Annotated in this window: 20 protein-coding genes; 8 read left to right on the top strand and 12 right to left on the bottom strand. The window is 65.2% G+C overall.

Translation table 11 applies throughout. The features are described from left to right. Nucleotides 1-48 precede the first annotated feature (48 nt). Nucleotides 49-1,068, bottom strand: a complete 1,020-nt coding sequence (gene xylF / locus LZA78_RS11480; protein WP_233677077.1) for a D-xylose ABC transporter substrate-binding protein — start codon at nt 1,066-1,068, stop codon at nt 49-51. 208 nt (nt 1,069-1,276) lie between these two features. On the opposite strand from xylF, the gene LZA78_RS11475 reads away from it, so the two are divergent. Together LZA78_RS11475 and LZA78_RS11470 are read left to right on the top strand one after the other, a co-directional pair. Beyond that, nucleotides 1,277-2,554 carry an ROK family protein gene (locus tag LZA78_RS11475; RefSeq protein WP_233677076.1) on the top strand — a complete coding sequence of 426 codons (1,278 nt, stop codon included), beginning with the start codon at nt 1,277-1,279 and terminating at the stop codon, nt 2,552-2,554. Beyond that, the gene (locus LZA78_RS11470) at nt 2,551-4,044 is read left to right on the top strand and encodes a CRTAC1 family protein (protein WP_233677075.1); all 1,494 of its coding nucleotides are present in this window, start codon (nt 2,551-2,553) and stop codon (nt 4,042-4,044) included. Before LZA78_RS11475 ends, LZA78_RS11470 begins: the two co-directional genes overlap by 4 nt. Here the strand turns inward: LZA78_RS11470 and LZA78_RS11465 are convergent. Then, nucleotides 4,041-5,366: a cytochrome-c peroxidase gene (locus LZA78_RS11465; RefSeq protein ID WP_233677074.1), complete on the bottom strand. Its 1,326-nt coding sequence runs from the start codon at nt 5,364-5,366 to the stop codon at nt 4,041-4,043. The two genes, LZA78_RS11470 and LZA78_RS11465, sit on opposite strands and share 4 nt — an antisense overlap. Nucleotides 5,367-5,467: 101 nt before the next feature. On the opposite strand from LZA78_RS11465, the gene LZA78_RS11460 reads away from it, so the two are divergent. After that, on the top strand, nt 5,468-6,325 hold the full coding sequence (locus tag LZA78_RS11460; protein ID WP_233677073.1) for a YihY/virulence factor BrkB family protein: 858 nt from the start codon (nt 5,468-5,470) through the stop codon (nt 6,323-6,325). Between the two features lie 31 nt (nt 6,326-6,356). On the opposite strand, the gene LZA78_RS11455 is transcribed toward LZA78_RS11460, so the two are convergent. Continuing rightward, nucleotides 6,357-7,565, bottom strand: coding sequence for an acyl-CoA dehydrogenase (locus LZA78_RS11455; protein WP_233677072.1), 1,209 nt, complete (start codon nt 7,563-7,565; stop codon nt 6,357-6,359). A 92-nt stretch (nt 7,566-7,657) separates the two neighbouring features. Here LZA78_RS11455 and LZA78_RS11450 point away from each other — a divergent pair, with 92 nt between their 5' ends. Then, nucleotides 7,658-8,548, top strand: a complete 891-nt coding sequence (locus LZA78_RS11450; RefSeq protein ID WP_233677071.1) for a LysR family transcriptional regulator — start codon at nt 7,658-7,660, stop codon at nt 8,546-8,548. Here the strand turns inward: LZA78_RS11450 and LZA78_RS11445 are convergent. The 5 genes from LZA78_RS11445 to LZA78_RS11425 form a co-directional block, all read right to left on the bottom strand. Beyond that, the gene (locus tag LZA78_RS11445; protein WP_233677070.1) at nt 8,542-12,120 is read right to left on the bottom strand and encodes a translocation/assembly module TamB domain-containing protein; all 3,579 of its coding nucleotides are present in this window, start codon (nt 12,118-12,120) and stop codon (nt 8,542-8,544) included. The genes LZA78_RS11450 and LZA78_RS11445 overlap by 7 nt on opposite strands. Beyond that, nucleotides 12,120-13,910, bottom strand: coding sequence for an autotransporter assembly complex protein TamA (locus LZA78_RS11440; protein WP_233677184.1), 1,791 nt, complete (start codon nt 13,908-13,910; stop codon nt 12,120-12,122). The genes LZA78_RS11445 and LZA78_RS11440 overlap by 1 nt, the downstream gene beginning before the upstream one ends. A 122-nt stretch (nt 13,911-14,032) precedes the next feature. Next, complete coding sequence (idi, locus tag LZA78_RS11435; protein WP_233677069.1) at nt 14,033-14,563, bottom strand: isopentenyl-diphosphate Delta-isomerase; 531 nt, start codon at nt 14,561-14,563, stop codon at nt 14,033-14,035. A 102-nt stretch (nt 14,564-14,665) separates the two neighbouring features. After that, complete coding sequence (secB, locus tag LZA78_RS11430) at nt 14,666-15,166, bottom strand: protein-export chaperone SecB (RefSeq protein WP_233677068.1); 501 nt, start codon at nt 15,164-15,166, stop codon at nt 14,666-14,668. A gap of 52 nt (nt 15,167-15,218) precedes the next feature. Further along, entirely contained in the window at nt 15,219-15,701 is a 483-nt protein-coding gene (locus tag LZA78_RS11425) for an FxsA family protein (protein WP_233677067.1), read from the bottom strand. Between the two features lie 115 nt (nt 15,702-15,816). Here LZA78_RS11425 and LZA78_RS11420 point away from each other — a divergent pair, with 115 nt between their 5' ends. From LZA78_RS11420 to LZA78_RS11410, 3 genes are read left to right on the top strand one after another with little or no spacing between them, the layout of a single operon-like run. Further along, nucleotides 15,817-16,476 (top strand): Tim44/TimA family putative adaptor protein, encoded by a 660-nt coding sequence (locus LZA78_RS11420; RefSeq protein WP_233677066.1) that lies wholly within the window; start codon nt 15,817-15,819, stop codon nt 16,474-16,476. A 3-nt stretch (nt 16,477-16,479) separates the two neighbouring features. Further along, a complete protein-coding gene (mltA, locus tag LZA78_RS11415; protein WP_233677065.1) occupies nt 16,480-17,376 on the top strand; it encodes a murein transglycosylase A in 897 nt (298 codons plus the stop codon). Then, nucleotides 17,373-17,972: a Smr/MutS family protein gene (locus tag LZA78_RS11410; protein ID WP_233677064.1), complete on the top strand. Its 600-nt coding sequence runs from the start codon at nt 17,373-17,375 to the stop codon at nt 17,970-17,972. The genes mltA and LZA78_RS11410 overlap by 4 nt, the downstream gene beginning before the upstream one ends. On the opposite strand, the gene LZA78_RS11405 is transcribed toward LZA78_RS11410, so the two are convergent. From LZA78_RS11405 to hslV, 3 genes are read right to left on the bottom strand one after another with little or no spacing between them, the layout of a single operon-like run. Further along, nucleotides 17,969-19,060 (bottom strand): alpha/beta hydrolase, encoded by a 1,092-nt coding sequence (locus LZA78_RS11405; protein ID WP_233677063.1) that lies wholly within the window; start codon nt 19,058-19,060, stop codon nt 17,969-17,971. The genes LZA78_RS11410 and LZA78_RS11405 overlap by 4 nt on opposite strands. Nucleotides 19,061-19,115: 55 nt before the next feature. Then, a complete protein-coding gene (gene hslU / locus LZA78_RS11400) occupies nt 19,116-20,423 on the bottom strand; it encodes an ATP-dependent protease ATPase subunit HslU (RefSeq protein ID WP_233677062.1) in 1,308 nt (435 codons plus the stop codon). After that, nucleotides 20,420-20,977, bottom strand: coding sequence for an ATP-dependent protease subunit HslV (hslV, locus tag LZA78_RS11395; protein ID WP_233677061.1), 558 nt, complete (start codon nt 20,975-20,977; stop codon nt 20,420-20,422). The genes hslU and hslV overlap by 4 nt, the downstream gene beginning before the upstream one ends. An 89-nt stretch (nt 20,978-21,066) precedes the next feature. Here hslV and LZA78_RS11390 point away from each other — a divergent pair, with 89 nt between their 5' ends. Beyond that, nucleotides 21,067-21,975 (top strand): hypothetical protein, encoded by a 909-nt coding sequence (locus tag LZA78_RS11390; RefSeq protein WP_233677060.1) that lies wholly within the window; start codon nt 21,067-21,069, stop codon nt 21,973-21,975. Nucleotides 21,976-22,020: 45 nt separating this feature from the next. Here the strand turns inward: LZA78_RS11390 and trxA are convergent, their stop codons facing one another. Next, nucleotides 22,021-22,338, bottom strand: a complete 318-nt coding sequence (gene trxA / locus LZA78_RS11385) for a thioredoxin (protein WP_218630040.1) — start codon at nt 22,336-22,338, stop codon at nt 22,021-22,023. Between the last annotated feature and the right edge of the window lie 40 nt (nt 22,339-22,378).

The following is a 22,378-nucleotide window of genomic DNA, read 5'->3' as shown; positions in this document are numbered from 1 at the left end:
GGGCGCAGCCGTTATGAAGGGGGGCGCCAAGCGGCGCCCCGGTTCAAATCAGTTGCAGGGGGCGGGGCCGCCCGAGACGCCCTGGCAGAGCGTGTCCTTGGTGATCCAGCCGGCATCGACCACGGCGGACAGGTTGTCCTTGGTGATCGGCATGGGGGCCAGGAACTTTGCGGTCATGGTGGTGCCCGCAGGCGAGGTCCACTCCATCGCGCCATCGACGGCCTTCATCTCGGTGCCGCCAGCCAGTGCCACAGCGATCTCGCCCGCGGCCTTGCCCAGTTCACGCGCGTCTTTCCAGACCGAGACGGTCTGCGTGCCCTTGGCCACACGGTTCAGCGCGGCATGGTCGCCATCCTGACCCGATACCGGCACGACCATGCCCTGCGCGGTCAGCGCGGCCACCGCGCCACCGGCGGTGCCGTCGTTCGAGGCCACGACCGCATCGACCTTGTTGTCATTCGCGGTCAGGATCTGTTCCATGTTGCGCTGCGCGTTGGCGGGCAGCCAGCCATCGGTGTAGGCCTCGCCGACGATGGTGATGTCGCCCGCGTCGATCGCGGCTTGCAGCACCTCTTGCTGACCGCCGCGCAGGAAGTCCGCGTTCGGGTCGGTGGGCGAGCCCTTGATCATCACGTAATTGCCCTTGGGCGCGGCCTCCAGAACGGCGCGGGCCTGCATCCGGCCAACCTCGACGTTGTCGAAGGTCAGGTAGAAGGCGCGCGAGTCTTCGATCAGGCGGTCATAGGCGATGACCGGGATGCCTTCGTCAGCGGCGGCCTGCACGGCGGGGCCGATCGCGGCGGTATCCTGGGCCAGAACGATCAGCGCGTTCACGCCTTGCGCCATCAGCGCCTCGATGTCGGAAAGCTGCTTGGCCGAGGACGATTGCGCATCGGCCGAAATATACTTGGCGCCGGCCGCCTCGAGGGCGCCCTTGATCGCGGCTTCGTCGGTCTTCCAGCGCTCTTCCTGGAAGTTCGACCAGGAAACGCCGACGGTCATTTCGGCGAATGCCGAGGTTGAAAGGCCTGCCGAAAGCGCCACGGCGGCCACGAGAATCTTGTGCATATTTTCCTCCCTTTTCGGCCCAAAGGCCCACCCGGCAGATTCGCCAGTGTGGTCACAAGGATGTCGGTAATAAATTTAGTTGTCAAAATAAAAATAACAGGAGAGACTGGAAATGAGTAAGAACATTGCTGATTTGCGCTGCGACGCGGCATAAAATGAGGCAATTACCGGCTGCATGTGCAGTATTTAGTTAGTGGATCGAACGAATATGGCGCAGATACGAACGATTCCTCAATCCACGCAGGCCAACAAGGGCTGCGGGCCGCTGATCGACCCGCTCTCGGATCCCTCACGTCCGCTGCGCCAGCAGATCTTCGAACGTGTCCGCGCGGTCGGCCAAATCGCGCGGGTGCAACTGTCGAAAGAGCTGGGAATCAGCCCGGCCTCGGTCACGACCATCACTTCGGAACTGATCGAATCGGGCTTCCTCGAAGAGGTCCAGACGCTGCGCGACGGAGAAAGCTCGCGCGGGCGCCCGGCCGTGGCCTTGGGCGTGCGCGCTGGCACGCGCCATGTCGTGGGCATCAAGCTGTCCGATCGCGAACACACCGCCGTTCTGGTCGATTTCGCGGGCAACCTGATCGCGGGCGAAGCTATCGAGCGCGCTCCCGGCGCGTTGGAACAGGATGCGCTGCTTGATGCCGCGGCCGAGCTTTTGTCGCGTGTCTGTGCCAAGGGCGGGATCGAGCCGGACACGATCAACGCCCTTGGGCTGGGGGTTCCGGGCTTCGTCGATTCGGAAAAGGGCATCGTGCACTGGTCCCCGGTCCTGATTGAGCGACATGTTGACCTGGCAACCGCGCTACGCGCGCGCCTTGCTGTGCCCGTGGTCGTCGATAACGACGCCAATCTGGTGACCCTGGCGGAGCTTTGGTTCGGCGCCGGGCGCGCGCTGTCGGATTTCGCCGTGGTCACGATCGAGCACGGCGTCGGCATGGGTTACGTGATCAATCACCGCATCTATCGCGGTGCGCGCGGCATGGGAATGGAGTTGGGCCACACCAAGGTTCAGCTCGACGGTGCGCTGTGCCGCTGCGGTCAGCGCGGCTGCCTTGAGGCTTACGTCGCCGATTACGCGCTGGTGCGCGAGGCGCGCACGGCGCTGAATCTCACGCACAAGGAAACGCAGTCGGTTACGACGCTGCTTGAAAGCCTTTACGCCCATGCCAAGGCGGGGAACTCGGCGGCGCGCTCGATCTTTCGGCGGGCGGGGCGGTATCTCGCGCTTGGGCTGTCGAACGTGGTCAACCTGTTCGATCCGCAGCTGATCATCCTGTCAGGCGAACGGATGCGCTTTGACTATCTCTACGCCAAGGAGACGATGGCCGAGATGGAGGAGCTGAGCCTCGATACCGGGCGCGACATCCCCAATATCGAGATCCACGCTTGGGGAGACCTGCTTTGGGCCCATGGCGCGGCCGCGCTGGCGCTGCATGAGGTCACCGAGAGGCTGCTCGGCAGCAGCCGGGAAATGGCCGCGCAATGAAATGGGTTCTTGCGGCACTGATCGCATTTCCTGCTGGTGCAGAGCCTGTTTTTAACAATGACGCGGCGGGTTTGCCGCTGGCCCATGTCTATTCCGGCGGTTGGGAGCATTTCGTCGGCGGCGGTGTCGCGGTCTTCGATTGCAACAGCGATGCGCGACCGGAGCTGTTTGCGGCGGGGGGTGAGGGCGCCGCGCATCTCTTCATAAACCGCTCCGAGTCGGGCGGTGCGCTGCGCTTCGATCTGGGCGCGATCCCCGAGATGACCCATGTGACCGGCGCCTATCCGCTTGATATCGACAGCGACGGCAACCTGGATCTGGCGGTGCTGCGCGTGGGCGCGAACGTGCTATTGCGCGGCGACGGGGCCTGCGGTTTCACCGATGCGACCGAGGCCTGGGGCCTGCCGGTCAGTGACGACTGGACGACCTCTTTCACCGCGACCTGGGAGGCCGGGCGCGACTGGCCAACGCTGTTCTTTGGCAATTACGTCGATCGACGCGATCCCGAAGGGCCGTTCGAGGCCTGCGACGACAGCCTTCTTGTGCGCCTGAACCCGCCAAATCCTGCTGAAACAGAAACGATTTCACCGGGATATTGCGCGCTTTCCGCCCTGTTCACCGATTGGCAGCGCAATGGCGAGCGCGAGCTGCGCATCTCGAACGACCGGCACTATTACGTGCGCGGCGGCTATGAGCAGATGTTCCGCCTTACCCCCCTGCGTGAGCGCGAGGGCTGGCCGCATATCTCGCTCTGGGGGATGGGAATCGCCAGCCGGGACATCACCGGCGATGGTCTGCCCGAGGTGATGATGACCTCGATGGGCGATCAGCTTTTGCAGATCAACCGCGGGGCGGATTTTGAAAACGCGCCCTATGCGCTTGGCACCTATGCGCAGCGCCCGTTTCTGGGCGATGACGGGCGGCCCTCGACCGGGTGGCACGCCGAGTTCGGCGATGTGGATAATGATGGCGATGCGGATCTGTTCATCGCCAAGGGCAATGTCGATCAGATGCCGTCGAACGCGATCCACGATCCGAACAACCTGCTGATCCAGCAGCCCGATGGCACTTTCACCGAATATGCTGACAAGGCCGGGATCGCCACGGCCGAGCGATCCCGTGGTGCGGCGCTGGTGGATATGAACTTGGACGGTCGGCTGGATCTGGTGGTGATGAACCGTCGCGCGCCGATGGAGCTATGGCGGAACGCAACCGAAAATGACTCGAATTGGGCTGAAATAGAGCCTGTTTTACCCGCATCCAACCGCCGCGCGATAGGGTCGTGGGTCGAGTTGCGTGCGAACGGGAAGGTGCAGGCACAAGAGGTGACCGTCGGTGGTGGCCATGCGGGCGGCGCGGCTTTGCCACTGCATTTCGGTTTGGGTAGCGCGCAAGCCGCCGAGGTGCGCGTAATCTGGCCCGATGGCTCCGCCAGTGCGTGGCTGCCCGTCGAGGTCAACGGCTGCACGCGGATCGCGAAAGGGCCCTAACGCTCCACCGACAGACCGCTTGGCACCGTTTCGGGGATGCCGAGGCGTCCGGCGATTGCCTGTGGGTCGGTCAGGCTTTCCAGAAAGGCGATGATCGCGCTGACATCTTCGGCGCTTAAGGCAATGCCCGGGCTGGCGGTGGCGGCTATTTCGGCCCTTGCGGCGGCATCCTCCAAGATCGCCCAGTCGTTTTTGCTGACCGACATCTCGGGCAGAATAGCCTGCGGTTTATAGCGCGCGAGCCCCTCGGCGCGGGCTGCGTGGTCGGCCACGAAGGACGCCAGATCGCGATGCGCGCCCGCGTGCCCCCAGGGACCGGTGCGGGCGACGTTGCGCAGAGAAGGCGTGCGGAAGGCAAAGCGGTCTTCGGCCCTGTTGGTGACGCGGGCCCGGCCCTCATCGCGCGAATGGGACTCGAAGCGTTCGGCCTTACCGGGGCCAAGCTGCGGGGCGGACATGGCGTGGAACTGATGATCGGTCAGGAAGGGGCCGCTGTGGCAATCGGCGCAGCCGGCGGCCCCGTAGAAAAGTTTAGCCCCGGCGGCAGCCTCAGGTGTCAGCGGCGCCGCGCCGCGCAGGGCCGCATCGAAGGGGCTCGTGTCCGAGCGCCACTCGAAAGCGACAAAGGCGGCGATGGCGTTGGAAATATCGGTGAAGTCCAGCGCGCGACCGGCGGCGATCTCGGGATAAACAGACTCGAATCCCGCCTGATAGGCGGGAATTGTCGCGATGCGCGCGGCGATCCGATCCCACGCCCCGCCCTCGCCCGTGATCCGCCCCGAGCGCACAGCCTTGGCGATTTCGTTCTCGCTATAGTGCCCGGCCATCTCATCGGGCGACAGCACCGGGAACATCGTCTGCGCCGAGAGGATCGAGACGAAGCCCGTCACCATCTCATCTTCCATCGGGGTGCGCAGACCCGAGGGGCGGCTCGGGTCGGCCTCGATCCGGCCGTCATGGAACAGGCGAGTGAATTCGTTGGCGGCTAGGTTGAACAGGGCGGGCGAGTTACGCGGGATGCGTTGCTCGGGGATGTTGGTGTCGGTCACATGCCGATCCGGGCCAAGGCCCACGGCGCCCTCACCCAAGCCAAGGCTGAGACCGTCCGAGGTCGCAAAGCGCGGATGGTGGCAGCTTGCGCAAGAAATATTGCGGTTTCCCGACAGGATAGGGTCGAAGAATAGCAGCTGCCCGAGTTCAGCCTCGGCGCGGTTTACGGGCGCATAATCGTCATCCGTCACCGCGCGCGGCAGATCCTGCGCCACTGCCGACGTTGCCGCAAGCCACGCCGCCCCAAACCAAACCCAGGTCTGCCCTCGCATGATCCCCCTCCATGTTCGCGCTAACAGACCACAGGGGCGAGCCCGCCGCAAGTTGCGCTTGGCGGCGTCCTGCGCGATGCTGCGGAAAACCGGGGGACAGGGTGCAGGCAGTCACCAAATTCGCGCTAAGCTTCATGGGACGGATGTTCGACACGAACATCGGCCTGATTTCCGCCGGGGTCGCCTTTTACGCCATGTTGGCCGTGTTTCCGGGGATCTCGGCCACCATCGCGATCTGGAGCGCCTTTGCCGATCCGGGCATCATCCAGTCCTACCTTCAGGTGGCCGACGATTTCATCCCGCCCGAGGCTTTTGCCATCCTGAACGAGCAGATCTTGGCGCTCATGAGCGGCCCGCGCGCGGTGCTCGGCTGGGGCACCGTGCTGTCCGTGGCCTTCGCACTGTTCTCGGCCCGCGCGGGGGTGGGCGCGCTGGTGCAGGGGTTGAACGTGATCCACGCGACCAAGCCGCGCAACACGCTGTGGAACTTCCTGATCGGCTACATCATGACGCTGGCGCTGGTCGGCGTGATGCTGGTGGCGATGGCGACGATTGTCGTCGTGCCGGTCGCGGTCAACTTCCTGCCCTTCCATGACGCCACCGCCTGGATCCTTTCGGGTCTGCCCTGGGGGGCGATGCTGCTGCTGATGCTGACCGCCTTGGGAATTCTTTACCGCTACGGGCCGAATACCGAGGGGCATCGCGATCCGATCCTGACCGCGGGCGCGGTGCTGGCGACGGTCGTCTGGGGGATCGCCTCGCTAGGGCTGACCTATTACCTGACCAACTTCGGCAGCTATAACAGGGTCTATGGTTCGATCGGGGCGGTGATCGCGCTTCTGATGTGGCTCTATCTCAGCGCGTTTTCGGTGCTTCTGGGGGCCGCGCTGAATGCCGAACTGGCCGAGCGGCGGCTGGCCCGGCGCCGCGCCAGGCAAGAAGAAACCCGCGCCGGGTAAGGGCGCGGGTTCAAGGTTCCGGCAACAAGCCTCAGTAGAAGGCTTGCAGCCCGGTGACGGCGCGGCCCAGGATCAGGGCGTGGACGTCATGCGTGCCTTCATAGGTGTTCACCGTTTCCAGGTTCACCATGTGGCGGATCACCTGGAACTCTTCCGAGATGCCGTTGCCGCCGTGCATGTCGCGGGCGTGGCGCGCGATTTCCAGCGCCTTGCCGCAGTTGTTGCGCTTGATGACCGAGATCATCTCGGGAGCGGCATTGGCCTCGTCCATCAGGCGACCGACGCGCAGGCAGGCTTGCAGGCCGAGGCTGATCTCGGTCAGCATGTTGGCGAGCTTGAGCTGGAAGATCTGGGTTTGTGCCAGCGGCTTGTTGAACTGCTTGCGGTCGAGGCCATACTGGCGCGCGGCGTGCATACAGAACTCGGCCGAGCCCATCACACCCCAGGCGATGCCGTAGCGGGCGCGGTTGAGGCAGCCGAACGGCCCCTTGAGCCCCTCGACGTTCGGCAAGAGCGCGTCTTCGCCGACCTCGACGTTGTCCATCACGATCTCGCCGGTCACCGAAGCCCGCAGTGAGAGCTTGCCTGCGATCTTCGGTGCCGAGAGACCCTTCATGCCCTTTTCGAGCACGAAACCACGGATTTTGCCGCCATGCGCATCCGACTTGGCCCAGACGACGAAGACATCGGCGAAGGGCGCGTTCGAGATCCACATCTTGGTGCCATTGAGCACATAGCCATTCGCCGTCTTCTTGGCGGTGGTCTTCATGCCGGCCGGGTCCGAACCGGCATCGGGCTCGGTCAGGCCGAAGCAGCCGATGTATTCACCCGAGGCGAGCTTGGGCAGATACTTCATGCGCTGCTCTTCGCTGCCATAGGCATAGATCGGATACATCACGAGCGAGCTTTGCACCGACATCATCGAGCGATAGCCCGAATCGACGCGCTCGATTTCCCGCGCCACAAGGCCGTAAGCCACGTAAGAGGCACCAAGCCCGCCGTATTCCTCGGGAACGGTCACGCCCAGAAGGCCCATCTCACCCATTTCGCGGAAGATCGCCGGATCGGTTTCTTCGTTGCGATAGGCCGCGATCACGCGCGGTTGCAGCTTTTCCTGGGCATAGGCGCGGGCCGCATCGCGCAGCATCCGCTCTTCCTCGTTCAGTTGCAGATCGAGACGGAAGGGGTCTTCCCAGTCGAAGCGGGCGAGATCGGGGGCATCTTTCGGTTTCAGAGCCATCGGGGTCCTCCTTGGCGTTTGATGCTTTATGGGCCTGTTTAAATGCGTATTCCACCGATATAATCGCCATAATATATGCATAGGACACATACATGACGCTGCCGCGGCGCTATATTCCCTCGGTCTCGTTGCTGGCCGCCTTCGAGGCGGTCTGCCGTCTTGGCTCGACCGCCGCCGCCGCGCGCGAGCTGAGTCTGACACAAGGGGCGGTCAGCCGGCTGGTTCAGAATCTCGAAGGACAGCTTGGAGTGCAACTGTTTCGGCGCGAGGGGCGGCGGTTGAAGCCGACCGAACCCGCGCTGGCCTATGCGCGCGACGTACGTAAGGCGCTGGAGCTGATCGCGCGGGCGTCCCTCGGGCTGCGGGCCAATCCGGGCGGCGGGGTGCTGAGCCTTGCGATCCTGCCCACCTTCGGCACGCGGTGGCTTGCGCCGCGTCTGGGGCAGTTCCTGGCCGAAAACCCCGGCGTGACGCTGAACCTCGGCACCCGGCTGCGGCCCTTCGATTTCGCTTCGGAAACCTTTGACGCCGCCATCCACTTCGGCAATCGCCCCTGGCCCGATGCCGAGCATCTGCCGCTGTTTGACGAGCGCATCATCGCCACCTGCTCGCCCGGCTATCTGGCGTCGAACCCGATGCAGCGGCCAGAAGATCTGCTCGACAAGTCTCTGTTGCAGCTGGAATCGCGTCCGAATGCCTGGGGTGCGTGGTTCGCCCATCACGGGCTGGAGGCGCCGCACACGCAGGGCATCATGTTCGACCAGTTCGCGCCGATGATGCAGGCGGCCGCGCATGGTGTCGGCGTCGCCCTTCTGCCCGAGTTCCTCGCCCTGCCCGAGATCGAGGAGGGGCGGCTGGTGCGCACCCCCGGTGAGATCGTCTCGGGCGTGGGCACCTATTACCTCGTCTGGCCCGCCGATGTGACGCCCTCGCCACCGCTTGTGGCGTTCCGCGACTGGCTGGCGCGCACGGCTGCTCAGTAATCCTTCTCGAAGAAGATCCCGATTCCGCTGGCGCCGTCCGACCCGACCGATCCACGCGCCGTCAGGTTCGGCGTCACGTCGAGGTTCAGGTTCAGTTCGGTTTCGCCTTCGGAATCGACCGACAGATCGGTGTAAAGGTTCTCCGACAGGTATTTCCCCGCCCGGAACGAGGCGGCGCCGGTCTCATCCGTGCTCACGTCAAGATCATCAAGCCCGGTGCCTTCGCGCAGCTTGGCCATGATGCCCGCACCGCCCTTGCCAGCCAGCGTGGCAACCGCCGACGCCAGCTGCACGGCCTGAAGCGCCGACAGGTTCGTCAGGCCGCGATTGAACAGGAGCCGCGCGAGAACCTCTTCCTCGGGCAATTCCGGCGAGGAGGTAATGGTCAGTTCTGGCTCCGAGGCGGCGCCCTCCAGCGTGAGGTTGATGGTGTAGTCATCCTGCTTGGTGGTGGCGCGGAACAGGAGCCAGGGCTCCAGCGCGCCCTGCATCGCGATTTTGCCCTCATCAAGTGTAAAGCGTTTGGCCAGAACATCGAGTCGCCCGCGCACCAGCGAGAATTCCCCGATTGGGACCATGTTGTTCGTCGTCCCCGTCAGCCGCAGGCTGCCGCCGAGTTCCGCATCCAGCCCGCGTCCGCGCACAAAGATCCGCCGCAGCGCCAGCACGGTCAGATCAAGCCCGAACCCGCCCGAGCGCGCGGCCTCTTTCGCCTCAACCGCCAGAACTCCGGCGCGGGCGCGGGTGCTGTGAACGGCAGCCGGTTCGGCCAGATGATCAATCGCCGGAATATCGGCAATGCCCGACAGCCCGCTCGACGGGATGCGCAGTTCGGTTTCATCCAGTGTCAGTGTGCCGCCGATCAGCGCGCCGCCCTTGAGCGGGCCGGACACCGTCACCGGCCCGGAAATGCGGGTGTCGTAAAGTTCGGGGTCGCGCAGGCGGGCGGCATTCATCTCGACCCGCAGATCGCTTTGAAACGGGCTTGTCAGGCCAATTGCGCCCGAGAGCGACAGACTGCCACCGCCCTTGACCGCGACATTGCCCGACAGGCTGGTGCGCGCGCCCGCCAGATCGGCATGAAGCGCGAGGTTCTCCAGCGTGACGCCTATGGCCGGGGCCACCATTCGCGCGCCATCCACCGTCGCGCGGCCCGACAGCGCGGCCAGCGAGGGTTTGCCCTGCATCCGCAGATCGAAGTTGAGCGGCCCTTGAATGGTGCGAGGCGCGATAAAGGCATTGACCAGCGCCGTTTCCGCCCCGCCGCTGATCGCCAGATCCGAGGTGCTCAGGTCCGCGGCCAGAGTGCCGTTGACAGTCGCGCGGCTGTTGCCCGGGCCGGTCGCGCTCAGGTCCAGCCTATAGGCCGAGGTTTCGTCGATCACCGAGCCGCTCAGTTCTAGCGGACCGGGGAAGCCCGGCGCCAGCAGGGCCGCATTGGCCAGCCGCGCCGACAGCGTGATCTTGCGGATCGCATCGGTCAGGGTGCCCTGCGCCTCGGCTCGCAATTGCGGGTTGGTCAGCGTGAAGGATTGCAGGAGCAGATGGCCGTCGCGCTCTTCCGCGCTCAGGTCGATCAGGCTTTGCCCGGCAAGAATCCGGTCGATTTCAGCCATACCGATGGCCAGTTGGTCGCCCTTGGCCTGAACGCCGATCTGGCGCGCGCCATTCGCCTCGGTCAGGGTCGCGTCGGCTTGCAGCGCGCCGCGCAGACCGCCGCCCATAACCGACAGATCGCCCATCCGGGCACTGGCGCGCAGGTCGCTTGCGCCGGTGTTCAGCACGCCAGAGGCCTGCGCCACAAGTTGCCGCGCCGTCGCATTGAGGTTGCGCAGGGTGATCCCGTTCTCGTCGCGCAGCGCCGAGACGGTGATTTCAGAGCGCCCCTGCAACAGGCCGTCAAGCTGCGTCTGCCCACTGCGCAGATCATGACCCGTAAGGCTGGCATCGGCGTCGAAGGCGCCGGTCAGCAGGGTGTAGCGGCCGCTCAGGCGCCCATCGAGCGCCCCGCCCAGATCGCGCCCCGTCAGCGCCGAGAAATGCTCAAGCGCGTCCTGGCGCAGGGTCAGGTCACCCGAGACATCAAGCCCCGAGGCCAGATCGTCGAATCGCATCCGCCCGGCCAAGGCAAGATCCCGGCCGATCACGCGCAGGTTTTGCAGGTTCAGCGCGCCGCCCTTTTGCCAGAAGAAGATCGTCTTGCCGCTGATGAAGCTGCCGATCGCCTCCTGCAGCGCGGGATCAACCGGCGCGATACCGCCTGCGGCGAAGCTGATCGTGCCGCCCACCGTCGGGTTCTGCCCGTTGGGGCGCCCGATCCGGCCCGAGCCGCTGAGGCGGGTATTGAGGATCTCACCCTCGGCGCGGCGCAGCTGCATCACCCGCGCATCAAGTGTCCAGCCATCGCTGAGCGCACTGTCATATTTGAAGCCAAGCGTGCCGCGCCTTACCCAGGTCTTTTCTCCGCCAAGCGGCAAGAGCACTTCCTCGCCGCTGTCGAGCCCCAGCCGGATCGTCAGATCGGCGCGCCCGGGCAGGCCCGAGGGCAGGATGTCGGCGGTGCCCGCGACGTCCAGCGCCTCGCTGTCGATCTCAAGCTTGCTCAGGCTCAGCACGCCATCGGCGCCGCGGTGGCCCTCGGCCAGAAGGGCGACATTGGCGCCGAAGAAATCGCGATATTCGGGGGCCAGAACCGGGGCGATATCGCCGCCCAGATTGGCGCTGAAATGCTTCTCGGCCGGGGCATCGGGGGTGGTTGCGACCGAGCTGAGCGCGACCTTGCCGCTCAGGCGCGGCTTGCCCTCGGTGCTGAGCGCGAGGCCGGCGGTGAAATTGTCGATCGGGTCCGAGCCCGAGACCGCCAGCGAGATCGCCGGGGTGCCGGGCAACCCGATCAGCGTCGCCGCGATGCCGTCCTTGCCCTCTTCGACCAACAGGTCGAGGTCAAGCTGGCGCGTGGCATTGGCATAGGCGCCGGTCAGCGCGACGATCCCCTTCTGGCCGTCGATACGCTCGACGCTCAGCCGGGTATTCCCCTCGCCGCCCTCCAGATGCATCTGACCGCTCAGCTTGACCGTCGCGGCCTGACCCATCAGCGCCTCGCCCAGGATCACCTTATCGGCCTTCAGCGTGCCGATATCGACCGAAACGGGCAGTTCGGGCAGCGCAAAGGAGAAGGGCTTGGCCTCGGGGTTGGCGCTTTCCTCCGCGCTCGCGGCGGGCAGGCGCGGCAGCTCGATCACCGCCGCGCTGAGTTCCTTGATCTCGAAGCGGCCGGCAAGGATCGCCGTGCGGTTCCACGACATTGCGCCATTGCGGATCGTCAGCCAGGCGCCGTTTTCATCGGAAATGCTCAGGCTTTCGAAGGTCGCGCGCGACGAAAGGGCCCCGGCAAAGCCCTCAAGCCGCACCGAGCGCCCCGCCCCCGAGAGGTTATCCTCGATCAGCCCGGTCAGGTAAGAGCGGTCGCGCTCGGTCTGCTCGGCGCTGACGGGTTCGGGGGGCGTGCTTTCTTGCGCCGGGACAACGGCGGGCCAGAGCGTCAGCAGCAGGAGGGAAACGGATCTACGCATCAAAAAGCCTGCCCAATGCCGATATAGACCTGAACGCCCTCGTCGGTGTCGCCTTCGACCGGGGTCGCGACATCGAGGCGGATCGGGCCGATGGCGGTCTTGTAGCGCAGCCCGAGGCCCGCGCCCGCGTGCCATTCACCCGAATCGCTGAAGAACTCATCGGCGCTGACAAAGCCGCGGTCGTAGAAGGCCACGACCCCGATCGAGTCGGTGACGCCTGCGCGCAACTCGCCCGAGAAGGCCATGAACCGGGTGCCGCCGGTCTCGATCGTGCCGCCGCCCAATTCGGTCACGCCAAGCGATTCAAAGGGTTGCCCGCGCACCGTGCCGCCGCCACCCGAATAAAACAGGTAGCTGCGCGGCGTATCGGCAAGATCGGGGCCGAAGACGCCGCCGATCTGCGCCCGTCCGGCGATCACAAAGCGGTTGCTCTCGCCAAAGCCGCGATAGGCGCGGAAGTCGCCCGCGATGCGCGCGCCCGAGCCGGTGCCGCCAAGCCCAACGAACGGGGTCAGCGCGACATCGCCGAAATAGCCGCGGGTTGCATCGGTCGCGCTGTCGCGATTGTCCCAGGTCGCGCCAAGCGGAAAGGCGACCTGGCGGAACCGGGTGTGCCCCAGGTCGTCATCGACCTGCGACCATTCATAGGCGATTCCCGCAGAGCCCGACAGGCGCGGGTTGAAGATATGCTCAAGCCCGAAACCCGCCGAGAAATAGTCCTCGGTGTAATCTTCGGCCTCGATCCGTCCGATCTCGCTTTCGAGAAAGGCCGAGGTGTCGGGCGTGAAGGTCGCGGGGCGGTCGATCCGGGCGCCGAGCGCGTAATCCATCCCCGATGTCGCGGCGCCGATCTGCGAGATCTCGGCATCGACGCGGAACCGCTCGCCACCGCCGAACAGGTTGCGGTGCATCCAGTAGCCGTTCAGGTTCAGCCCGTCGATGGTCGAGTATTCTGCCCCGAAGCCAAGACGGCGGGGCTTGTCTTCGACCACGCTCAGATGCGCATCAAGCGTGTCGTTCGGGCCGATTTCCTCGGCCTCAGTCAGCGAGACCGAGCTGAAGATGCCGGTGCGGCGCAGGCGGTTCCGAACATCGTCAAGCTTGTCGGGGCTGAAGCGCTTGCCGCTCGGGAAACCAGCGATCTCGGCCAGGCGCTTGGGGCGCAGACGGTCGTAGCCCTCCATTTCCATATGGCCGAAGGTCAGTTGCGGGCCTGCATCAAGCGTGACCCGCGCGTTCAGCACCTGGGCGCGGTGGTCAGCGATGATCTTCTGCTCGGCGATGCGCGCCTTGGCGTGGCCGATCTCGCGCCAGCCCTCGATCCCGGCGCGGGCGGCGTCGGAAATCAGGCCCGAGCGTGCGACGCTGCCGGTCGAAAATTCGTCGGGCAGGACGGTCTTGCGTGCCAGCGGATCAACGCGCGCCTCGCCGAAATGGAATTGCGGCCCGGGCGTCACGCGGATCACGACCGAGCGGATCGTCTCGGGCGCGTCCATCGGCGGGATCGCGGCGGCCTCGCGCCCGTCGATCAGGATCGAGATCGTCGGGCCGTAATAGCCCCGATCGTACAGCGCCCCGAGCAGCCGGGAGTAATCGGCGCGGGCGGCGGCGAAGATATCCTGCGCCTCGGTTTTCTTGGTGGCATAGGCATCGCGCGACAGCGAGGCGCCGCGCAAAAGCTCGCGCAGATCCTCGGGCGCGCCGGGGGTTTCGAAACTGAACTGATCAAGGGCGAAACCGGGTTGGGCGACCAGAACCGCTGCGGCAAATCCCACGCAGATCGCTTTCATCGGTACCACGGCCACACCCCTCCCACTGATGTGCTTAGACTCGCAGCAAAGGGACCAAGATTCCAGAGCCAAACCGGGCCGCACAGGGGCTTTTGGCACTGATCGGCAAGAATCCCGCGCCTTCAGGCCCGCACCAGCGTTCCGAAGATGCGATCCATGTGGCTGGCCAGGTAAATCGCCAGCCATTGCGAGAAACGCTCGGGGTGGCGGCGCACTTCGGCGGCCAGATCGTAAAGCCCGACCCAACGGATCTCGCTGACCTCCTCGGGGTCGGGAGCGATGGCCATGCCGGGCTTGGCATAGGCAAGGTAGATATCCACCACCTCATGCTCGATCAGCCCGTTGCCCACATCGGCGCGGTATTCCAGCCGGTCGGCATGGGCCGGGTAAAGGCCGGTGATGCCCAGTTCTTCCTCAAGCCGGCGGATCGCGCAATGCTCGGGCCGCTCGCCCCAGTGCGGATGGGTGCAGCAGGTGTTCGACCACAGCCCCGCCGAGTGATACTTACCCGAGGCGCGGCGTTGCAGCAGCACCTTTTCCCCATCCATGACAAAGATCGACACCGCCTTGTGGCGGAGCCCCTTTCGGTGAACCTCCAGCTTGTCGATGGGGGCCAGCGTGTCGCCGACCCATGCGGGGATCTGTTCTGTCATACCTACGGCCTGAAACGGGTGCGCCGCCGTAGCATGAAGCACGGCGGCGCCCAATGTCATGTGGTCACCTTGTCCCTGAGGCAGCTTGCCGCGCCCCGGAGATCAGGATACCGGCGCGTCGGCCGGCTTTTGCGTCTCGGCGCGGCGGGCCAGCTCGGCGCGGTAAAGCGCCATGAAGTCCACCATGTCGAGGTTGAAGGGCGGGAAGCCGCCGTCGCGCGTCACGTCCGAGACGATACGCCGCACGAAGGGGAACAGCTGACGCGGGCATTCGATCAGCAGGAAGGGGTGCATCTGCTCTTCAGGGATGCCCTCGATGTGGAAGATCCCGCCGTAATCGACCTCAAGCAGGTAAAGGGCCGTGTTGGTCGCCTTGTTGGTCGCGGTGATCTTGAACTTGGTGATAACCTCATACTGGTTGTCCTGCGGGCGCTTGCGCGCGTCGAGGCTGACCTGCACCTGCATCTCGGGCTGCACGTCGGCCGACTGCAGGCCCTTCATCGCCACGGCATTCTCGAACGACATGTCGCGCACGAACTGGGCGAGGATCTGCATTTTCATCTGCGGCTGCACCGGGGCGGCGCCGTTATTTTCTTCGGTCATTCTTGTCTCCGTGTTCGACTTGGCAAGGGTGTAGCACCCTCGACCCGCTGTCTCAATGCCGTGTCCAACCCGAGGGGCCCTGCGGCGGGCGGTTTTCCGGCTCGATTTCATAAAAATCGCCGTCGATCACGCCCGGACCGGGCTGGCGCGGCCGTTCCTCGAAGCCCTGGTTGACCGAAAAGCTGGTGACCGTGACGCGCTTTGAGACATAGCGCAGCACTGCCTCGCGCACGGCGGGCACCAGCAGCGCCAGACCGCAAGCATCGGTGAAGAACCCCGGCGTCAGCAAGAGCGCGCCCGCAAACAGGATCATCGCCCCATGCGCCAGCGGCGCCGCGGGGTCGCGCATCTCGTTCATCGAGCTTTTCAGGTCATTGAGCGCCCGCGCGCCCTGGCTGCGCACCAGCGCGGTGCCCAGCATCGCCGTCAGCACCACGATGGCCAGCGTCGGCCACAGGCCGATCAGGCCGCCAACCTGGATGAACAGACCGATCTCGATCATCGGCACGATCAGAAAGGCCAGAAAGATCCACATATTGCATCCTTTCGCGGGTCTTGACGTCGGTTCGGGCGTTGGTGGACTTGAACGCGCCGCTATCCTACATAGGTTCGGAGAGTTCCGATACCAACCCACTCTGTCCGAGGCACCCATGTCCAATGCTGTCATCCAGCTGATCGTCCTTGCCGGGATCGCGATCTTCCTGATCCTGCGCCTCAAGAACGTGCTGGGCACGCGCGACGGATGGGAAGACCCGGATGCGCCGCAAGAGCGCCCCGAACCCGCGCAGCGTCGCGGCTTCGAGGTGATCGAGGGCGGGCCTGATCAGGATATCACCGATCACGTCGCCGAGGGTTCGCCCGCGGCGCGTGCGCTGGCGCAGATGAAGCAGGCCGAGCCGAGCTTCAACGTCACCTCGTTCCTGCAAGGGGCGCGCGGCGCCTATGAGATGATCCTGATGGCCTTCGAGACCGGCGATCTTGAGAAAATCCGCCCCTTCCTGTCGCCCGAGGTCTACGCGGCCTTCGAAGGCGTCGTTCAGGCGCGCGCCGAGCAGGGGCTGGATATCCAGGCCGAATTCATGGGTCTGCGCGAAATGGCGCTGGCCGAGGCCGAGTATGACGCCGCGAGCCGCGAGGCCGAGATCACCGTGCGCTTTCTCGGCGAGGTCATCTCGGTGGCGCGCGATGCCAATGGCAACGTGGTCGAGGGCGATCCGCGCACTCCGCGCAAGCAGCGCGACGTGTGGACCTTTGCGCGCAAGATGGGCAGCGCCGATCCGAACTGGCAGCTTGTCGCCACGGGCGGCTAAGCCATGCGGCCGCTCGACTGGGCCGAGATCGAGGGTTGGGAAACCGACGACCACGCCGCCGCTTGGGCGGCGTTTTGCGTGACCGCAGATCTTTTTGGCTGGGACGGGGCAGACCCCGCGCCCGGTCACGAAAAGGCCCTGTTCGAGCATTATTTCCGCCCCTATGAGGTCGTCCCCGAGGGGCGCGCCCATTTCACCGCCTATTACGAACCCGAACTGCCCGGCTCGCGCTATACCTCGGCCCGGTTTCACCATCCGCTTTACGCGCGACCCGAGGGACTCGATGCCCTGCAACCCTGGCACAGCCGTTCCGAGATCCTCGCCACCGACATGATGGGCGGGCAAGAGCTGGTCTATCTGGAAAGCGCCATCGAGGCGTTTCTGGCGCAGGTGCAGGGCTCCGTCCGGGTGCGGCTCGATGAGGGCGGCACACTGCGCCTTGGGTTTGCGGGGAAGAACGGGCACCCCTATCGCTCGATCGGCGCGGAACTCGTGCGGCGCGGGGTGGCTCCGGTCGAGGAAATGACGCCGCAGACGATCCGGCACTGGTGCAAGCAGCACCCCGATCAGGTGCCCGATCTGCTGAACCACAACCCCTCTTTCGTGTTCTTCCGTGTGCTCGACCTGCCCGAGGACAGCGGGCCCATCGGCGCTATGGGGCGGCCCGTGACCTCGGGCCGCAGCCTGGCCGTTGACCCCGAGATCGTGGCGCTTGGCAGCCCGGTCTGGGTCAGTTGCCCCGGCCTCGCGCCACGCCTGACCGTGGCACAGGATATCGGCTCGGCCATTCGGGGTGCCGGGCGGGGCGATATCTTTCTTGGCTCCGGCCCCGAGGCGGGGCTGGCTGCGGGCGCGGTAAATGCGCATGGCGCGATGATCGTGCTGCGGAGGGTCGCATGAGCCGCCGCCGCAAGCTTTCCCCGGAAGAGCGCGAGCTATGGTCGCGCGTAGCCGCAACGGCCAAGGCCTTTCGCCCGAAAAAGCCATTTTCTGCTGAAACAGAGCCTGTTTTTGAGAGTAAGCCTACGCCTCCGCCCAAGAAGCCGCGCCCTGATGTGAAGGATTTCCGCATCGGCCAGTCGGCCCCGGATTTCGCCTTCCGGCATGATCTCGCGCCCTCGATCTCCGAGCATCTGGCACGTCAGCCGGTGGTGATGGATCGCAAGGCGCATCGCGCCATGACGCGCGGCAAGCTGGAACCCGAGGCCAAAATCGACCTGCACGGCATGACCATGGCCGAGGCGCATCCCGAACTGATCCGCTTTGTGTTGAATGCGCAGGATCGCGGCTGCCGCCTAGTGCTGGTGATTACCGGCAAGGGCAAACGCGGTCTGGATGAAGGCCCGATTCCGCAGCGGCAGGGCGTATTGCGCCACCAGGTGCCGCAATGGCTGCGCTTGCCGCCGCTTGGCGCGGCCGTCATGCAGGTCAGCGAGGCGCATCTGAAGCACGGCGGCTCGGGCGCCTATTACGTCTATCTGCGCCGCAACCGCTAGTTCGCCAGCGCCTCGACCGGGGCGAGGACGATCTGCGTGACGTTCTGCACCGACAGAACCACGCCCGAGAACAGGTTGCGGTGCTCGGACTGCTCGCCCTCCAGCACGGCTGCCACGCGCCCAGTCTCGCCCAGAAGCGCGATCAGCGCCGGCGAGGTCGCCACGTTGAAATGTCCCTCGCCGGTATTGAACGCGCCGACATCCACGATCGTCAGCTTCAGATCTGCCACGGCCGAGACGTCTTGCAGGTTGCCAAGCCGGGTCTGCTCGCCGCTGATACGCGAGGACAGGCCAAGCGCCTTGTCGCGCTGCGAGGTAAAGATCAAGAAGGGCTGCGGCAGTTTGCCAATCCGGCGGGCCTGCGCGCGGAAGACGTCGACGTCGATATCGGGCGAGATCAGGACGACCCCGGCAAGGCGCGAAATCGTCTCTGTTTCACCGGCAATCGCCATTTGGCGCAGGGTCTCCATGGTCAGCGCGGCGCCCATGGAATGACCCACGATCAGGATCCGGCGCGCCCCGGCGGCGCGCAACTCGCGCAGGAACTCCTCAAACCCGTCGCGGGCGAAAAGCGCGGAGTCGCGGTCATAGGCATAGCCCATCACATGCCCGCGCGAGGGCCAGGAGTAATGCAACAGCACCCCCGGCAGTTCGAAATCCTTGCCAAGTTGCGCCAGGCGATAGAGCCCCTCGACAAAGGTCGTGTTGTAGCCATGGACGAAAACGATCGCCTCGCCGCCATTGCGCGCAAGCTCCCGGCGCAGATCGGCGCGGAAGGCCGTGGGTTGGGAATAGATCGCGGCGCGCGAGACGAGGAAATCGGTCTGCGGATCGGGCGCCTCATGCGCCGAAGGGTAGGTGATCTCGCCCGGCTGATGCATCGGCGGCACCGAGACGTCGAAGCGCCCCAGTTGCAACGCCTCGCTGCGGCCAAAGGCCTCGGGGCTTTCGGGGTGGCGCAGATCGGCGCGCGTGCTGCCCACGAAGATTGCGCGCGCCGGGGCCTCGCGGTCGGGGTGATAGTCCAGCCGCCCGCGCGGGGCGCAGGCGGACAGGACGACTAATGCGATGATGACAAGCGCGCGCATCGACCCCCCGGCGTTTGCGGCAAGATAGCAAAGCGCCAAGGGGCGTCCAGTGGCCTCAGAGGACGTAGCGGCTCAGATCGGTCGAGCGTGCCAGATCGCCGAGGTTCTTCTCGACGAAGGCGCCATCGACTGTCAGCGTCTCGCCCGCGCGGTCAGGCGCGCTGAACGAGATCTCCTCAAAGACCCGTTCCATGACGGTATAGAGCCTTCTCGCGCCGATATTTTCGACCGACTGGTTGACCTCGGCGGCGATGCGGGCAAGGGCGGCGATGCCGTCTTCGGTGAAGGTGACGGTGACTTCCTCGGTCGCCAGGAGCGCCTTGTACTGGCGGGTCAGGGCGTTGTCGGTCTCGGTCAGGATGCGGGTGAAATCGGCTTCGGTCAGGGCGCGCAACTCAACCCGGATCGGCAGGCGGCCCTGCAATTCGGGCAGCAGGTCCGAGGGTTTGGCGATGTGGAACGCCCCCGAGGCGATGAACAGGATATGGTCGGTCTTGACCGGGCCATATTTGGTGCTGACGGTCGTGCCCTCGATCAGCGGCAGCAGGTCGCGCTGAACGCCCTCGCGCGAGACATCAGCCCCGCGGGTTTCAGCTCGGGCGGCGACCTTGTCGATCTCGTCGATGAAGACGATGCCCGATTCCTGCACGGCCTCAAGCGCGGCAGTCTTGACCGCCTCGTCATCCAGAAGCTTGTCAGCCTCTTCCGAGATCAGAATCTCGTAGCTTTCCGAGACGGTCAGCTTGCGCCGGGTGCGCCGCGCGCCGCCAAAGGCCTTGAACAGGTCTTGCAGCCCCTGCATCTGCATTTCCATGCCGGGCTGGCCGCTCATGACGCCAAGCGGCATCCCGCCCGAGGCATCAGCGATCTCAAGTTCGATCACCTTGTCGTCCAGTTCGCCATCGCGCAGCTTGCGGCGGAACATCTCGCGCGTGGCCTCGCGCGCGTCGGTGCCCGCCAGTGCCTCGATCACGCGGTCCTCGGCGGCCTTGTGGGCGCGGGCCTTCACATCCTCGCGCATCCGCTCGCGCGTTTCGATCATGGCGGCATCGGTCAGATCGCGGATGATCTGCTCGACATCGCGCCCGACATAGCCGACCTCGGTGAATTTGGTGGCCTCTACCTTGAGGAACGGCGCTTTCGCAAGCTTGGCTAGGCGGCGCGAGATCTCGGTCTTGCCGACGCCGGTCGGGCCGATCATCAGGATGTTCTTGGGGTAAACCTCTTCGCGCAGGTCGGCAGCCAGTTGTTTGCGGCGCCAGCGGTTGCGCAGGGCGACGGCCACGGCGCGCTTGGCGTCCTGCTGGCCGATGATGAAGCGGTCAAGCTCCGAGACGATTTCGCGCGGGGTGAGATTGGTCATTTCGAGATGCTCTCCACCGTCAGATTTCCGTTGGTATAGACACAGATGTCGGCGGCGATCGCCATGGCCTTGCGCGCGACGGTCTCGGCATCAAGGTCGCTTTCCATCAGCCCGCGCGCGGCGGCCAAGGCGTAATTCCCGCCCGACCCGATGGCGGCCACGTCATGCTCGGGCTCCAGCACGTCGCCTGCACCGGTGATGACGTAAAGATCGGCGCCGTCGGTGACAATCAGCATGGCTTCGAGGTTGCGAAGGTATTTGTCCATGCGCCAGTCCTTGGCCAGATCGACACAGGCGCGGGCAAGTTGCCCCGGAGCGGCCTCAAGCTTTTTCTCAAGCCGCTCAAGCAGGGTGAAGGCGTCGGCGGTCGAACCGGCAAAGCCCGCCACCACGTCACGCCCGCCGGGGCTGAGCCGGCGCACCTTGCGCGCGGTGCCCTTGATGACGGTCTGGCCCAGGCTGACCTGCCCGTCGCCCGCGACCACAACCTTGCCGCCCTTGCGCACACCGATGATCGTGGTGCCGTGCCAGCCCGGAAATTTGTCTTCGGCCATGTGTTCCTCCGTGTTGGTGCAGATATGAGGGGCGCGGGCGGGCCATGCAAGCCTTGCGGGCCAGATCGCGGCGGCGATAACCTGCCGGCATGAGCACCGCGCCCCTCCTCTGGATCTATCTCGACGCGCCGACACTGGATCGGGTCAGGGCGGGTCAGCACAATTTCTTTGGTCGCCTGATTGGCGCGGTTGAGGGCGCGGGCTGGCAGGTGAACCTGCGCGAAAGCTCACTGGCCGAGCGGCTGGCCGCGCCGGGGCGCGAGGGCTATGCGCTGTATCACATGGAGGAGCCCACCTATGATCGCGCGCTGACCTGTCGGCGGGCCTATGTAGGCGCCTTCTGGCGGATCGAGCGCGTTGCCACCCGGTGGGATTGGCCCGTAGCCAAGGCGCAGTTCCAGCCCGAGACGGTCGATGCCACAGAGGCCACGCGCTTTACCGATGACTGGCGAAAAAGGCTCTATTCCAGTGGAAAGCCATCTTCAGACGAGGGGTTTTGCTTCCTCCCGCTGCAAGGACGCCTGCTGGAAACCCGCAGCTTTCAGGCAATGAGTCCGGTCAAGATGCTCGAGGAAACCCTGGCGCGCACTGACCTGCCAGTCATGGCGACCCTGCACCCGAGGGAGAGCTACACGGCCGAGGAAATCGCGGCGCTGGATACATTGGTCGCGCGCCATCCGCGTCTGAGCGTGCAAAAGGGCGGCTCGGACGCGGCGCTGCGCGGTTGCCGCTTTGTCGTCACGCAAAACAGCAGCCTCGCCTTCGAGGGCTATTTCCACCACAAGCCCGCAGTCCTGTTTGCGCGGATCGACTTTCACCATATCGCGGGCTCGGTGCCGCGCGACGGGATCGACGTGGCCTTCGCCAGCCTCAAGACCCGCCCCGAATTCGACAGCTATCTCTTCTGGTTCCTGCAAAAGCGCGCACTGAACGCGGGCCGCCCCGAGTTTGAAGCAGCGCTGCTGGACCATCTGCGCAAGCGCGGCTGGCCGATATGAAAAGGGCGCCCGAAGGCGCCCGTTTTGCAAATTGTCGGTGTCGACTCAGATCGACGATTCGATCCAGGACTGAAGCGCGGCCTTCGGCGCGGCGCCAACCTTGTTCGAAACGACCTGGCCGTCCTTGAACAGGAACAGCGCCGGAATGCCGCGAACACCCAGCATCGCCGGGCTGTCGGGGTTCTCGTCCACGTTGACCTTCACGATTTTTACCTTGCCGGCCAGTTCCTTGGACAGCTCCTCAAGCGAGGGACCGATCTGGCGGCAGGGGCCACACCATTCGGCCCAGAAATCGACGACGACGGGAATATCGGACTTGCGAACTTCCTGATCGAAGGTCGCATCGGTGACTGCGGTGGTCATGGGGCTTCTCCTGAAAGGTCGGTTGCGGGGGAAGGTAGGG

Origin of the sequence: Rhodobacter flavimaris (assembly GCF_021378075.1) — a bacterium.
Taxonomy (GTDB): domain Bacteria; phylum Pseudomonadota; class Alphaproteobacteria; order Rhodobacterales; family Rhodobacteraceae; genus Rhodobacter; species Rhodobacter flavimaris.
The sequence above is the reverse complement of the archived record's forward strand: the minus strand, read 5'-3'. Positions and strand labels throughout refer to the sequence as shown.

Coding starts and splice junctions, on each gene's coding strand:
- LZA78_RS11465 (WP_233677074.1), bottom strand. CDS start 5,366: ATGCGAGGGCAGACCTGGGTTTGGTTTGGGGCGGCGTGGCTTGCGGCA.
- hslV (WP_233677061.1), bottom strand. CDS start 20,977: ATGGCCGAAGACAAATTTCCGGGCTGGCACGGCACCACGATCATCGGT.
- trxA (WP_218630040.1), bottom strand. CDS start 22,338: ATGACCACCGCAGTCACCGATGCGACCTTCGATCAGGAAGTTCGCAAG.
- LZA78_RS11390 (WP_233677060.1), top strand. CDS start 21,067: ATGAGCACCGCGCCCCTCCTCTGGATCTATCTCGACGCGCCGACACTG.
- xylF (WP_233677077.1), bottom strand. CDS start 1,068: ATGCACAAGATTCTCGTGGCCGCCGTGGCGCTTTCGGCAGGCCTTTCA.
- LZA78_RS11470 (WP_233677075.1), top strand. CDS start 2,551: ATGAAATGGGTTCTTGCGGCACTGATCGCATTTCCTGCTGGTGCAGAG.
- secB (WP_233677068.1), bottom strand. CDS start 15,166: ATGACCGAAGAAAATAACGGCGCCGCCCCGGTGCAGCCGCAGATGAAA.
- LZA78_RS11455 (WP_233677072.1), bottom strand. CDS start 7,565: ATGGCTCTGAAACCGAAAGATGCCCCCGATCTCGCCCGCTTCGACTGG.
- LZA78_RS11420 (WP_233677066.1), top strand. CDS start 15,817: ATGTCCAATGCTGTCATCCAGCTGATCGTCCTTGCCGGGATCGCGATC.
- LZA78_RS11445 (WP_233677070.1), bottom strand. CDS start 12,120: ATGCGTAGATCCGTTTCCCTCCTGCTGCTGACGCTCTGGCCCGCCGTT.
- LZA78_RS11450 (WP_233677071.1), top strand. CDS start 7,658: ATGACGCTGCCGCGGCGCTATATTCCCTCGGTCTCGTTGCTGGCCGCC.
- mltA (WP_233677065.1), top strand. CDS start 16,480: ATGCGGCCGCTCGACTGGGCCGAGATCGAGGGTTGGGAAACCGACGAC.
- LZA78_RS11405 (WP_233677063.1), bottom strand. CDS start 19,060: ATGCGCGCGCTTGTCATCATCGCATTAGTCGTCCTGTCCGCCTGCGCC.
- LZA78_RS11410 (WP_233677064.1), top strand. CDS start 17,373: ATGAGCCGCCGCCGCAAGCTTTCCCCGGAAGAGCGCGAGCTATGGTCG.
- LZA78_RS11475 (WP_233677076.1), top strand. CDS start 1,277: ATGGCGCAGATACGAACGATTCCTCAATCCACGCAGGCCAACAAGGGC.
- LZA78_RS11425 (WP_233677067.1), bottom strand. CDS start 15,701: ATGTGGATCTTTCTGGCCTTTCTGATCGTGCCGATGATCGAGATCGGT.
- idi (WP_233677069.1), bottom strand. CDS start 14,563: ATGACAGAACAGATCCCCGCATGGGTCGGCGACACGCTGGCCCCCATC.
- hslU (WP_233677062.1), bottom strand. CDS start 20,423: ATGACCAATCTCACCCCGCGCGAAATCGTCTCGGAGCTTGACCGCTTC.
- LZA78_RS11440 (WP_233677184.1), bottom strand. CDS start 13,910: ATGAAAGCGATCTGCGTGGGATTTGCCGCAGCGGTTCTGGTCGCCCAA.